Raw genomic sequence first — 13,345 nt, 5'->3', positions numbered from 1 at the left:
CATGCGAATTCTCTGGACACTGCCTTACCTACCCTGGCCCACCACCAGCGGCGGCAAGACACGGGAATACCATCTGCTGCGCAACCTTGCTGCACGCGGGCATCGCATCACCCTGCTGGTGCAATCGAAAACCGATTTGACCGACGCCACCCGGGCTGCGCTGGAGCCGTGGCTGGAGCGTCTGATCGTGGTGCCTCGCCGGCCTTTGCGCAGCGTGCGCACCCTGCTTGCGGTGGCGTTTGCACGTGCGCCGATGCTGGCCAGCGCCAACGGCTTTTCACCACAACTGCAGCAGGCGTTCGCCACCCTGTTGCAGGAATCGTGGGATGTGATCCAGATCCAGCATAGCTACGCCTTCCAGCCGTTCGAGGCGCCGCTCAGGCATGCCGGCAAGTCGTTCATCCTGGTCGAGCACAACATCGAATCCGGGCTGGGCGCCGCCAGTTATCTGAAATTTCCGGCCTGGGCGCGGCCTTTCGTGTGCTTCGACCAATGGCGTTATCGGCAGTGGGAGAAGCGCATTTTCCCGCAAACCCGCGCCCTGATCGCCGTCACGGAAGACGACGCCAGTGAGCTGGCCCGCATGACCTCCCGCGCAACCCACCTGGTGGTCAACGGTGTGGACTGCGACTACTACGCCCAGGTCTGCCCGGACCGCTACAGCCGCCGTTTGTTGTTCGTCGGCAATTACGAATACGGGCCAAACGTCGACGCGGTGCACTGGGCGCTGGAGCGCATCATGCCCAAGGTGTGGAACATGGATCCGTTGGTGCGCCTGACCATTGGCGGTTATGCCCTGCCCTCTGAATGGCGGCAGCGCTGGCCCGACCCGCGCATCGACTGGCTGGGCTATGTCCCGGACCTGCGAACGGTGCAGAAAGAAGCCGCGATCTTCTTCGCTCCGCTGCGCGAAGGCGGCGGCTCCAAACTCAAGGTGCTCGAAGCCATGGCAGCCGGGCTACCAGTGGTCACCACCGAACAGGGCAGTTCAGGGCTCAAGGTGCTCAACGGTACCCATTACCTGGGCTGCGACGACGCCGACGGGTTGGCGCGGCTGCTGGTCGAAGCCATCGAGAAACCGGCGCAACTGGCGAAAATCGGTGAGGCGGGCCGCGCCTATGTACGGCAATACCATGATTGGTCGGTGTCTGCCGCGCAGCTGGAAGGCATCTATTGGCGGGTCCATCAACACAAGGATGCTAAAGCATGCGCGTAGGACTGGATTATCGGCCCGCCACGGGCTTTCCCAGCAGCGGCATCGGTCGTCAGAACATCGCGCTGGAACAGGCCTTTCGCGCACTTGGCGATGTGCAATTGCAGCTGTTCAGCGTCGGGCCTTACGGGCACCCCATTCGCCGCATCGCGCACTGTCCCACCTGGGCCACGCCGCTCGATGGCATCCATCGCCTGCCCGAGCGCCTGCGGTTCGAGGCACAGTTCCTGCCGGGCGCGCTGCGCGAAGCCGAGGTTCAGGTGTACGTCGCGAACATGAACATGGGCCTGCCCATCGGCCGTAAACCGGCGGGCCTGCGTTACGTCCTGCAATTGCACGACCTGTTCCAGCTGACCATGAGCAATAACCATGGCTCGCGGCTCAAGGCGAGGATCTATGGCCTGACCGACCGGCTCTCCATCGGCCACTCGGTCAGGGTCGCAGACCGGATCTGGGCGCCCTCGCAATTTACCGCCGACGAAACCGCGCGATTGTTTCCCGCCGCGCGCAGCAAGATCCGGGTCATGCCCCACGTCGTCGAGGGCTTCAGCGTTGCACCGGTCGAACTCGACAGCCCGCTGCCGGAGCGTTACTGGTTGTGCGTCGGTACCCGCGAACCACGCAAGAACATCCCGTTTTTCTTCGACGCGTGGCAGATCGCCCGGCGACAGTTTCCCGGCACACCGGACCTGGTGTTGATCGGCGGCAGCGATTGCCTCGGCAATGCGCAGCGCGAAACGCCTGGCTTGCATGCCATCAGCGGCATCAGCGATGGTCAGCTGCACCATGTCTATCAACGGGCCGAACGGCTCTGGCAACCCTCCTATGGCGAGGGTTTTGGCCTGCCGGTGGTCGAAGCGTTGAGCGTGGGCACCCCGGTGGCGGTGGCCACCGGCTCGTCGCTGGATGAGGTCACGCCCCCGGACAGCCCGCGCTTTTCACCTACCGATCTGGCTGCGCTGGTGCGCCTGATGGGGGTACTGTCCACGGCGGAACGCGAGCACCCGGTGCCGCTGAAAGCCTGGGCCGACGGTTACGGCGTGGCAGCTTTCCGTCAGCGCTTCAACGAGATGCTCCAGGAGCTGCGCTGATGCCCTTGGCGCTGCCCGTAGGCTTACTGATCGCGCTGCTGTTTGGCGTACTGGTCTGCCTGCTGCCGCCGGTACAGGTGACAGCGGCACTGATCGGTGTCGCAGCCATCCTGACGATCATCCGTCGGCCGTTGCGTGGGCTGCTGCTGTTCGGCGTGCTGTCGACGTTCCTGCCTTACGCGACAGTCCAGATCGGTATCCGCACCACGGTGTCCGAAGCCTTGCTGCTGCTGATCTGGGCCAGTCTGCTGGCTCACCGATTGTTCGCGCTGTATAACCCGCCGCTAGACCTGCTGCGCACCGAGCGCTGGCTGATCGCGCTGATGCTGTTCAGCGCCTTGCCGTTCGTGGCCGGGCAACTGATGGTGCATGTCGACGGCAACGGACCGATCAATTGGATACGCTGGCTGTTCAACCTGTCGGCGCTGTTCCTGGTGCCGCAGTTACTGCGCGATGAGCGCTCACGCGAGCAGATGACCATCGCGTTGCTGCTCGGCACGCTGTTGCTGTTGCTGCTGTCGATTCCGGTGTATCTGAAGAGCGGCAATTCCACGGCGATCATTTCCATCATTGGCGGCCTGGGCTACAGCAACCTGGACACCCTCAACGAAGGTCTGAGCGGTCTGTCGACCCGCATGGGTACGCCTTGGACCCACCCCAACATCGCCGGCGGCGCGATGGCCATGCTGCTGCCGCTGGCGTTCTGCATCGGCATCACCCGCCGGGGTCCGGTGCGCGTGCTAGGTCTGGCAGTGGCCATGCTGGCGTTGGCCGGCCTGCTATTTACCGGTTCACGGGGGGCCTTGGTCAGCCTGGTCGTGGTCATGTGCTGGATGGCCCGCAGGCGGGTGCCTTACGTCGGGCGCATGTTGATGGCCGGGGCGTTTCTGGGCTTTCTGGTGTTGATGTTCTATCCGCCACTGCAAGACCGCCTGATGGGCCTGTTCACCAGCGATGACGCCAGCACTGCAGTCCGTTTCCAGGAGTATTCGCACTTTCCGGAAGCGATGGGCATGTTCCCGCTGGGCATCGGTTTCAAGGTCGACCCACCGATCCCGGGTACCCGCCTGCTCGGGATTTCCAACCTGTGGCTCAATTACGTCTACAAACTGGGCGTGCCTGGCATGTTGTTGTTTGTGACGGTGACCGTGAGTTGGTGGCGGGAGTCTCGAATGCCGCGAAACACCGTCACCCTGAACCGCGACACAGCCCTTTGGCTCGGCACGCGAGTGGGCGTCATGGCAGCGTTGTTCAGCGGTCTTTTCGACCATTATTTCAGCTTTACCACGGTGCTGATTGCGCTGTTCTGGCTGCTGCTGGGGCTGAACCTGCATGAAGCCAGGCGCTTGCAGCGAAAGGCGCAGGCTACCGAATCCGATCTGGGGGATAGACCATGAAGCACCGCATGATGCACTCGCACAACCTGCGTCAGGCCTTGCCGGAATACGCGCGCAAGATGGGGGTCAGCGCCGAGGAGCTGGAGAGCACTTACGAGTGGATGCTGGCAAACGAGGTCTGCTTCGAAACCCCGATCAAGGACCAGACCCTGTGCTTCATCAGCTACCTGGACATTCAGTCGCGTATCGAGCCGCCGCTGGCGCGTCGCTTTTATCGCTTGCTGTCCCGGGAAACCGCAGGTGCACTGATTCCTTTGTACGGGATCAACTGGCCGACCCTGCGCGACCGCCTGCTGCGCACATGGGAACAGGCCTATAACATTCTCATCTGCAAGATCCCCAGCCACACCTTGCGGCTGCTCTGGCTGCGTGTGGGTGGGGCAAAGATCGGCAAGGGCTCGACGGTCTGGCGCAATACGGAAATCCTTGGGGTCGATGGCCTGCGCATCGGCGAGGACAGCACCATCGGCTGGCATTGCCAACTGGACGCACGAGGCGGCCTGATCATCGGCAACCACGTCACCATCGCTTCTCATGTGCTGATCATCGCAGGGGGGCATGACCTCAAAGCTCCGGAATTCTGGGCAGTGGGTGGCCCGGTCTATATCCGTGACTATGCCTGGATCGCCAGTCGGGCCTTGTTGTCATTCGGTGCCGACATTGGCGAAGGCGCGGTAGTCGGGGGCGGCTCAGTGGTGTCCAAGGCGATCCCGCCCTACGCCATCGTCAGCGGCCCGAACGCCGAGATCAAAGGTGAACGTGCCCGTGGCCTCAATTACAAAGTGGGCGGCAAAGGCCTGTTCACTTTGTTCCACTGAGCCACTGGCGTGTTTGGTTCGACGTTATGGCTGACGCTTGCCACCCTCACCGGGCTTGCGGCGGGTTTTGCCCGCGAATGGCTGCTGGTGGCGGCATGGGGCGCTGGCGGGCGCAGCGATGCGTTTCTGGTTGCGCTATTTCTGCCTGAAGCATTGCGCATGGCGTTGGCCGCCGGCTTGCTGAGTGCCGCCGCACTGCCGCTTTACCAGCAGCGCTCGGCGCAGGAACAGCAGCAATGGCTCGGCGCGCTGGCGCCACAGGTGTTGCTCTGCGGCGTGGGGCTTAGCACGCTGCTGAGCCTGGGCTCGCCGTTATGGGTACGGCTGGTCGGACCGGGGCTGGATGAGAACGGCTATGCGCTGGCGGCCGCTTCGCTGCACTGGCTGGCGTGGTCGGCGCCGGGCTTCTTGTTGCATGCCTTACTCTGCGTGCCGCTGCAGGCGCGTTCGCGTTTCGTCCTGGCAGGGCTGGGTTCGTTGCTGTTCAACCTGCCGCCGGTGATCTATCTGGCCATGATGCGCCACGACGCGTCACCCACGGGTCTGGCCGGGGCGTGCCTGCTGGGCAGTCTGTTGATGCCCGGCCTGCTGCTGCCGGCTGTGCTGCGCGACGGCTGGAAACCCTGGCGCCGGACACAGGCTCCGGGCGCAGGTCGCGAGCTGCTGCAGCGCATAGGGCCGTTGCTCAGCAGCAATCTGGCAAGCCAGGGGCTGGCGCTGATGGAACGCATGGTCGCGTCGCTATTGGGGGAAGGCGCGGTGACCTGGGTCAACCTGGCGCGCAAGCTGATCAATCTGCCGCTGATTGCGCTGATGAGCCTGAATCAGGTGCTACTGGGTTTGATGAGCGGCACCCAAGGCGATCAACGCATGGCGCTGCTGCGCAAGGGCCTGAGCAGTGCGACCTTGCTCACCGTGCCCGCTGTAGCCGGGCTGATTGGCGCAGCGGGCGCACTGGTCACGCTGCTGTTGCCCAATCAGGCAGTCGATGGGCCGTTGCCGGAACTGCTGGGATGGTTTGCCGTGCCTCTGATGTTCGGCGCCTGGAACGCGTTGCTGGCCCGTTACGCCTATGCAGCGGGTGATACGCGTCTGCCGCTCAACTGCGAACTGACCGGCAGCCTGCTAAACGCTGTGCTGCTCGCGATTCTGCCGTTCTTCTTCGGGCTTATCGGCATCGCCATGGCCGCTGTGTGTGGCGCGATCCTGACCGGCGTGCTGTTGATGCGCCGTCAACAGTTGCTCAACCGACTGCCGTGGCGCCAACAGTGGCTATTTGGCGCGGCGGTCATGCTACTGGCCGCGACTGTGCTACACCCGCTGACCCATGCATGGCTGCAATTGGGATTGAGCTGCATGTATGGCGCGATAGTGCTGGTGGGGCTGGCGCTATGGCTCAGGCCGTGGCGTGGCGCATGACCTGTGTGAATGCTCAAATGCGCGTGGGTTTCACTGCGTCTGGAATATAGGACTAATCATTACTGCTGCTACAAATGGATATTTCACTTTTACGTGCTTGCTGACTTGCAGCCTGACCCACTGCAGCGCTGCAGCTAAAATACTGCAGCTTCATAAGCCACCCATGGTGTTCTTCAAACGCAGGGATCTCGATCAGCAATCAGATACTGCTCCTTGAAACCATCAAGCTTCGCTCAGCACTCCTACCCACCAAGATTGTGTACGGATCAAGACGTCAGCTTTTCCGGCCATACCCCGGCATTGCGCTCGTCAGCAGTGGTACAGATGTGTTTGACGGTCTGGCGCAGCCAGCGGTGTGCCGGGTCCTTGTCGAAACGCGGGTGCCAGGCCTGCACCACATTGACCGGTTCAAGCTCCAGCGGAATGACCAACGGACGCATCCGCAGGCCCAGATCACGCAGGCCCCACAAGACTGTTTCGGGCAACGGAACAATAAGATCGGAACCGGCAATGGCGAAAATCGCCGAGTGGAAATTGGGCGTGGTCAAGGTGATGCGCCGAGACAACCCCTGTGATTCCAGAGCAGCATCGATCGGCCCGAGTGCGAGGCCGCGACGAGAGACGCTGACGTGTTCGTAGCGGGCGAAGCGTTCGGGTGTGATCGGTTCGTTGAAGATAGGATGTTCCTCACGAGCCAAGGCGACGAACATTGTCGTAAACAGCTGCTGAACCTTGATCTCGGGACCGAAATTGCGCCGTGAGATGATGTGCAGGTCGATCCGCCCTTCGCGCAAAGCGTCATCGTCGCCCTCGCCTTCTGGAGCAAAACGCAAGGTGCTACGGGGAGCCTGGGTTCGCAAGCCCTCGACCAGATGTCCGCCGAACGTGCCGAAGAACACATCATTGGAACGCACGTTGAAACGCCGCTCCAAGGTGTTCATGTCAACCTCGTCACGCGCCTGAAATACGTGGGTGGCCTGCTCTAACAGAGTGCGCACTTGCCCCTGTAATGCAAGCGCTCGTGGCGTGGGTACCAGTCCGCGGCCTGCACGCACCAGCACAGGGTCGCCCAGTGCCTCGCGAATCCGCGTCAGGGTGCGGCTCATTGCCGCCGGGCTCAGATGCATCCGTCTGGCGGCGGCGACGACACTGCCTTCCTCTAGCAGGGCATCAAGCGCGATGAGCAAGTTCATGTCAGGCAAGGGCATGGTGGAGCGTCCGTAAGCAAAAGGGTCAATGGTGTGGGAAGGGATCGAGGATAAGCGCTGACCCGACACGCATGCAGACCGCTGTGGAAGCGAATTCATTCGAAGGCGTATGCCAGGCCATATACACCGATGGCCGCACCGGCCTCTCGCGGATGCACTCGCTACCACAGGTTCGGCGGCGGGCCAGCGCAATCGCAATACACAATGCTGCACTCACAACGCTTCATCGACCCCATACTCGCTCCCCACTGCGGGAGCAAATTCATCCGCGAGGCGGCAGTCCAGACCATGAATCCTGAATGGCGAACCACTCCTTTAATCACTCATCCGCTCCGGCAGGGGTCACGCCAATTCTGAAATCTCGATCAGATTCAGATCCGGGTCGCGAACATACACCGAGCGAATCGGCCCGGTTGCGCCGGTGCGCATGACCGGGCCTTCGATGATCGGCCATGGCGCAGCGTTGAGGCGCTCGATGATCTGCTCAAGCGGGATCGAGGCAATGAAGCACAAATCAAGCGCGCCCGGCACCGGAAGATGGGCCTTGGGTTCAAATTCCTTACCGCGAATGTGCAGGTTGATCTTCTGACTGCCAAAAGTGAAAGCCATGCGTCCACTGCCGAACGTCTCCAGCTGCATGCCCAGCACGCGCGTATAGAAGTCCACCGAGGCGTCTGCGTTTATCGTAGTCAGGACCAGGTGGTCGAGGTGATCAATCATGACGTCTCCGAATGTCTTCTTCAAATCGACCGTGCCGCCATACAGCGCGCTGTTGCATGTCGATGCCCGACTCGTCCAGAACTCATGGAGATGCTCCCCGGCCTCTGGAAAGTCGCGCCGTTGTTTGCGAACGGGGCAGCAATCCGGCGTCGATCGGTCTGCCACGGTGTGGAAACTCTACCACCCTCCACCCAACGACTTGTAGAGGCCTACCAGCGCCAGACGCTGCGCCGTGGAGCTGTCTACCCATTGCTCCTGACCTGCCAGCAACGCACGCTGCACGGTGAGCACATTGAGGAAATCCACCGCACCCGCCTTGTACTGCTCCTGCGCGGTCATCAGCGCAATCCGGTTCTGCTGCACTGCTTGCTCAAGTTTGTGCTGCTGCAACTGACTGGCGTTGTAAAGGCTCATGCTGTCGTCTATTTCCTGCCAGGCGCGCAGCACAATCTTCTGGTAATCGAGCGCCGCTTCCTGCTCCTGAGCCTCGCGCAACTGCAACATACCGCGCAGGCGACCGCCTTCGAAGATCGGCACGCTCAGTTGGGGGCCCATGCCAAAGGCGCGGGATCCCCAACTGCCGAAATCCGCCAGTTGCATGGACTGAAACCCGACATTGCCCGACAGCACAATGCGTGGATAAAAGTCGCCTTCGGCCACCCCGACATTGGCCGCCGCCATGTGCATGCGCGCTTGGGCCTGACGAATGTCGGGACGCCTTTGCGCAAGTTCCGAAGGAAGTCCCACCGGAATTGAAGGTGGTAGAGCCGTGTGCTCAACGGGCTTTAACAATTGATATTGCAGGGTTCGCGGCGGCTGAGCCAACAGCAGGCTCAGCGCATTGACCAGTTGGGCCTGGCGCTGCTCCAGCTGCGGAATTCGCGCTTCAATGGTCGCAACCTGAGCCGAAGCCTGCGCCACATCAAGATGGGTGGCTACACCGCTGCCCAGGCGCACGGTCGACAGTTCCAGACTGTTGTGCGACACCTCCAGATTGTCGCGGGTCACGGCAAGCGTATCCTGTACTCCGCGCAGTTGCAGGTAGTCGCGCGCAGCCTCGGCCTGTATCGACAGCAGCACGCCACGGCGATCATTGTCGGCCACGGCCACCGAGGCATCAGCCGCTTCGAGCTCACGCTTAACCCGGCCCCACAGGTCTAATTCCCAGGCAGCATCCAGGCCGCCGTCCCACAGATTGAACGCTGACGTGCCACTCAGGCCTGATGGGTCGTTCAGGCCCTCGCCACTGTTGCGGGCGCGCTGATAGCTCACCCCGGCGGATACCGAAGGCAACTGGTCACCCGCCACGACCTGTCGTGTGGCGCGGCTCTGTTCAAGACGATTGCTGGCGATTTTCAGGTCGAGGTTAGCGCTCGTCGCGCGGTCGATCAGCGACGACAGGACCGGGTCATTGAACACCTCCCACCAACGTGCCTTGATCGGTGTCGGCTGAGGCTGGCTGTCAGCCTTTTCGCCCCGGATCGGCAGCCAGTCCACCTGCGCGGTGGATGTCGGCGGCTGAAACTCATGGCCCACCTGACAGGCTGACAACGCCAATACCAACGCCGAAAGCGTCAGCGACCCGATAAATGGGAGGACACCTGGACCTATCGGACTGAGCCTGCTCACGGGGACTTTGTTTCTGCTCGAAGCAATGTCGCGGTGGTTCATCGCGCACTGACCTCTTCGACCGCGTCCGATTGAGTATCGATGCTGGCGTCCACCGACATGCCCACCCGCAGACGACCGAGCAGCGGCTGCTGCGGATCGAGCACGATCTTCACCGGCAGGCGTTGTACAACCTTGGTGAAGTTACCGGTGGCGTTGTCGGGCCTGATCGCGGCGAAGGTCACTCCGGTTGCCGGGGCAATACTCTGTACACGCCCCTTGAGCGTCTCCCCGGAGAAGGTATCGACGTGTACCTCTACCGCCTGCCCCTGCGTCACATGAGTCAGCTGGGTTTCCTGAAAGTTACCGATCACATACACCCGATTCAGCGGCACCACCGACAGCAGGCGTGTGCCGGGCGTGACATAGTTGCCAATGCGCACGGCACGCTCGCCGACCATGCCGTCGACCGGCGCAACGATGTGCGTGTAAGACAGCTGCAGTTGCGCCTGATCGCGAGCAGCCTGTGCGCGTTTCAAGCCAGCTTCGGCGGCATGTTGCAACGCCACGAGAATCTCCACCTGCTTGCGCTCGGCGGCCAGTGCCGCAGCCGCACTGGCCTGCCGGGCACGGGCACTGTCAATGCGGTTGCGCGCTTGCTGGGCGTTCTGTACGGTCCCCGCCCCCACGCCCGCCAAGTGGTCGTAGCGCGCTTGCTCCTGTTGAGCGAATACCACTTCGGCCTTGCTCGCCGCGAGCGTCGCGTCCGCCTGTGAAATCACCGAATCCTGACGCTGCAGCACCGCATTGGCCTGCTCGTATCGGGCCTTGGCTGCCAGCACTTGGGCGTCGGATGCGGCCAGAGCGGTCTGAAAATCCCGGTCATCGATCACTGCCAGCAACTGTCCGGCCTTGACCTGCTGATTGTCCTCAACCAGCACCTGACTGACGAACCCTGCGATTTTCGGCGCGACGTTGGAATAGTCGGCAGTGACATACGCGTCGTTGGTGTTTTGCCGCCCGCCGTTGCTGCTGAATCCATAAATACCGACAACCGCCAGCGCGATCACGGCGCCACACAGGGCTAGTGTTTGTTTTGAAGTCATGTTCATGACGGTGCTCTTGGACAGTGAGGGTTGTTCAAGCTGCTGCACGCGGCGGGTAGACCCGGCTCGGCATCAGCGGAATAAGCAGGATCAGCGCGGCGGCGACCCAGCCCATGCAGTAATAAAGATCGATGCTGGTCAGGGTCACCGCCTGCTCGTGAACCCGATGCGCCAGCGAAGCCATGGAATCCTGGCCCGCCAGCTGCGGACTATTGCCCAAGCGGTCCACCAGCACGCTGGAATGAAAGTGCTGGCGCGAGGTGGTCAGTGCCTCCAGCAAGCCTGTGGCAATCACCGAAGCCAGCCCGCGCACGGTGTTGAACCACGCCGAGGCAAAGGGTCCGTCGGGAGGTGCAATGCCACCGGTGGCCTGCATCAGCAGCGGCATCACGGCCATCGGCTGACCGACCACCTGCAACAGCTGCAACGTATAGAAGTTGTCGCGAATCCAGTCAGGGCTCAGCTGCGTGCCGGCGAAGCAATACAGCGACAGTAGCCCCAGCCCGGCCGTCAGCACCCATCGGCAATCCATCGCGCGGATGTTGCAAAGCGCCGCCACCAACGGCAGCGCCAACAGTTGCGGAATCGCCACCAGCAGCATCATCGGCGCGGTCTGCAAGGGTCGGTAACCGTGCACCTGCGCCAGGTAGGTCGACGCAATCGAACCCGTCGCCGTCAGCACTACCAGCACCCCGCCCAACGTGATCAGGGCATGGGACAGATTCAGGCTGGAAAGCATCTGTAGCTTGAAGAACGGCACCGGGGTAAACCATTCGTTGACCATGAACAGCACCAGCAACAGCGCACCGCCACACAGCAAACGGGTGATCAGGGTGGATTCGAACCAGTCCAGGCGATTGCCCTGCAACAGTCCTGTCACCAACATGCAGATGGCGGGCGCCCCCAGTAAAACGCCACGCCAGTTGAAGGTCTTGAATCGCTCAAGACGCAGAGGATCCTGTGGAATGCCGTGGGCGATAGCGATCAGCGCTACCAGACACGGGGTGACGACCTGCCAGAACGTCCACCGCCAGCTGAAATACTCCGTCCACAACGCCGCCAGGGGCATCCCTAGACTCGGTGCGAATGTGGCAGTCAGTGCGTAGCCCGCCAGACCGTAGAGTTTGACGTTCGGCGGTAGAAACCTCAGCGCTACGGTCATCAGCATAGGTGGCAGACAACCTGCCGCCAGCCCTTGCAGCATGCGTAGTACAAGAAAGCTTGGATAGTCAGGCGCCAGCGGACACAGCACCGCCAGCACGGCGAATGCCGCAATGGCCCCCAGCGTGAAACGGCGCAGGGACAAGGTAACCGCGAACCAGGGCGCGAACGCCGTGGCCATCAGAGACGTAGCTGAATACAGTGAGGTGACCCAGGTGGCCTCGTCGTAACCGATGAACATCGCCCCGCGAATGTCCGCAAGCGCGATTCGGGTGACGCCCTCATTGATACCGGCCACCAGCACCGCCAGCAGCACGCCCACCAGACCGATTACGATTTGCAGGCCGAACGCAGCAGGGGCGGTTCCCTTGATCGCAGGAAGCGGAGCGGCGGGGGTCACGGCGCGAGTCGCTGACGAGTGCTCGGGGCGAAGACTGATGCAGGGCTAGACATGGTCGATAAACTCCGGAAACAACGGCTGTTTCCGCTAGTTTAAAAAGCCTGCGGGGTGAAAAAAATTGACATTCGGACAGTGTATGAGTGCGTCAGGCGCACGAATCATCAGCGCAATGCTGATGCCTCATGCAATGTCGCGGTCCCGCTGCGCATGTTCGCTGTCCCAGAAGCGCTTGTACATGCCCAAGCGCCGCTTCAAGGGCCGGGATAATCGCGCCTCCTCCTTGCCCAGTTTGAACGCCAGCAATTTCAAGCCGTTTCGCAAAAACGACGACGGCCACAGGTACCATCGGCGTATTCCGAGGAAGTCCAGCTCGGACTTCACATAGCGAATGCCTTCGCGCCGAGCGCCGCCAAAACGGGCGTGAATCCACGCCTCTCGAGCCTGAAACACGCCGATATCGAAATAGCGCCGAAACTCCTCGCGAAGGCCGTAGTTATGCGAGTGTCGACACACCGCCGAGCCCTCATAGGCGACTTTCCAGTGCGACAACAGCATTTTGGCGGCCACATACATGTCTTCGGAGAGGATGACATGCCGAGGAAATCCCCCCACCGCAAATAACGCATCGCGACGATACGCTGCGAACGAATTGGACATGAACGGCACCTTGATGCCCAGCTCTGGGATGTCCGAGAGGGTCTTGATGCGCGACACCGGCGGGTAATTGAACCAGCGCGCGTGCTGGGCCAGCACGGTGGCGTCCAGATGCGGCAATTGGCGGCCACACACCGCGCCAACCAGAGGGTCTTCAAAAGGCTGGAGGATGTTTTCCACGGCACGAGGGTCTTCGAGGTAGGCATCCTGGGTCAGGTAGACAAAGACGTCATAGCCCGGATGCGACTCGGCCATCATCTGCCGGGTGCCGCCATGATTGAAGTCTTTGCCGGGAATTTGGATGATGTCGTTGCAGCGGGCACGGGCCAGCTCCCAGGTGCCATCGGTGGACGTTGAATCAACGATCAGGGTATCGAAGCTCGCGGTCTGGGCCGTCAGGGAGTCGAGCAGTCGCTCAAGCTCCCTGCGCCCGTTGTACGTCGGGATCACACACGCTACGCGCAAGGCCTGCATAACAATACTCCGGGGTAAAGACTGGATACCCATTTGTCATGACGCACTTGAAGCGTAGCTCGGGATCCGGCAATCG

The 13,345-nt window shown here is 61.8% G+C and carries 11 protein-coding genes; 5 read left to right on the top strand and 6 right to left on the bottom strand.

Annotated features, from left to right (window positions below):
* The first annotated feature begins 1 nt into the window (after nucleotide 1).
* From B3I26_RS08690 to B3I26_RS08670, 5 genes are read left to right on the top strand one after another with little or no spacing between them, the layout of a single operon-like run.
* On the top strand, nucleotides 2-1,216 hold the full coding sequence (locus tag B3I26_RS08690) for a glycosyltransferase family 4 protein (RefSeq protein ID WP_296257052.1): 1,215 nt from the start codon (nucleotides 2-4) through the stop codon (nucleotides 1,214-1,216).
* Nucleotides 1,207-2,304, top strand: coding sequence for a glycosyltransferase family 4 protein (locus B3I26_RS08685; protein ID WP_296257050.1), 1,098 nt, complete (start codon nucleotides 1,207-1,209; stop codon nucleotides 2,302-2,304). Before B3I26_RS08690 ends, B3I26_RS08685 begins: the two co-directional genes overlap by 10 nt.
* Nucleotides 2,304-3,701 (top strand): O-antigen ligase family protein, encoded by a 1,398-nt coding sequence (locus tag B3I26_RS08680; protein ID WP_296257046.1) that lies wholly within the window; start codon nucleotides 2,304-2,306, stop codon nucleotides 3,699-3,701. The genes B3I26_RS08685 and B3I26_RS08680 overlap by 1 nt, the downstream gene beginning before the upstream one ends.
* A complete protein-coding gene (locus B3I26_RS08675; RefSeq protein WP_296257045.1) occupies nucleotides 3,698-4,519 on the top strand; it encodes an acyltransferase in 822 nt (273 codons plus the stop codon). The genes B3I26_RS08680 and B3I26_RS08675 overlap by 4 nt, the downstream gene beginning before the upstream one ends.
* A gap of 9 nt (nucleotides 4,520-4,528) precedes the next feature.
* On the top strand, nucleotides 4,529-5,938 hold the full coding sequence (locus B3I26_RS08670) for a lipid II flippase MurJ (RefSeq protein ID WP_296257043.1): 1,410 nt from the start codon (nucleotides 4,529-4,531) through the stop codon (nucleotides 5,936-5,938).
* A gap of 266 nt (nucleotides 5,939-6,204) precedes the next feature.
* Here the strand turns inward: B3I26_RS08670 and B3I26_RS08665 are convergent, their stop codons facing one another.
* From B3I26_RS08665 to B3I26_RS08640, 6 genes are all read right to left on the bottom strand, one after another.
* Nucleotides 6,205-7,146 carry a LysR family transcriptional regulator gene (locus B3I26_RS08665; RefSeq protein WP_296257040.1) on the bottom strand — a complete coding sequence of 314 codons (942 nt, stop codon included), beginning with the start codon at nucleotides 7,144-7,146 and terminating at the stop codon, nucleotides 6,205-6,207.
* 342 nt (nucleotides 7,147-7,488) lie between these two features.
* The gene (locus tag B3I26_RS08660; protein ID WP_296257038.1) at nucleotides 7,489-7,866 is read right to left on the bottom strand and encodes a VOC family protein; all 378 of its coding nucleotides are present in this window, start codon (nucleotides 7,864-7,866) and stop codon (nucleotides 7,489-7,491) included.
* A gap of 177 nt (nucleotides 7,867-8,043) precedes the next feature.
* A complete protein-coding gene (locus tag B3I26_RS08655) occupies nucleotides 8,044-9,495 on the bottom strand; it encodes an efflux transporter outer membrane subunit (RefSeq protein WP_296257036.1) in 1,452 nt (483 codons plus the stop codon).
* A 38-nt stretch (nucleotides 9,496-9,533) separates the two neighbouring features.
* Nucleotides 9,534-10,586: an HlyD family secretion protein gene (locus B3I26_RS08650; RefSeq protein ID WP_296257034.1), complete on the bottom strand. Its 1,053-nt coding sequence runs from the start codon at nucleotides 10,584-10,586 to the stop codon at nucleotides 9,534-9,536.
* Nucleotides 10,587-10,614: 28 nt separating this feature from the next.
* Nucleotides 10,615-12,141, bottom strand: coding sequence for an MFS transporter (locus B3I26_RS08645; RefSeq protein ID WP_296257033.1), 1,527 nt, complete (start codon nucleotides 12,139-12,141; stop codon nucleotides 10,615-10,617).
* A gap of 180 nt (nucleotides 12,142-12,321) precedes the next feature.
* The gene (locus B3I26_RS08640) at nucleotides 12,322-13,269 is read right to left on the bottom strand and encodes a glycosyltransferase (RefSeq protein ID WP_296257031.1); all 948 of its coding nucleotides are present in this window, start codon (nucleotides 13,267-13,269) and stop codon (nucleotides 12,322-12,324) included.
* Nucleotides 13,270-13,345: the final 76 nt, after the last annotated feature.

Origin of the sequence: Pseudomonas sp. UBA5706 (genome assembly GCF_002419965.1) — a bacterium.
Taxonomy (GTDB): domain Bacteria; phylum Pseudomonadota; class Gammaproteobacteria; order Pseudomonadales; family Pseudomonadaceae; genus Aquipseudomonas.
The sequence above is the reverse complement of the archived record's forward strand: the minus strand, read 5'-3'. Positions and strand labels throughout refer to the sequence as shown.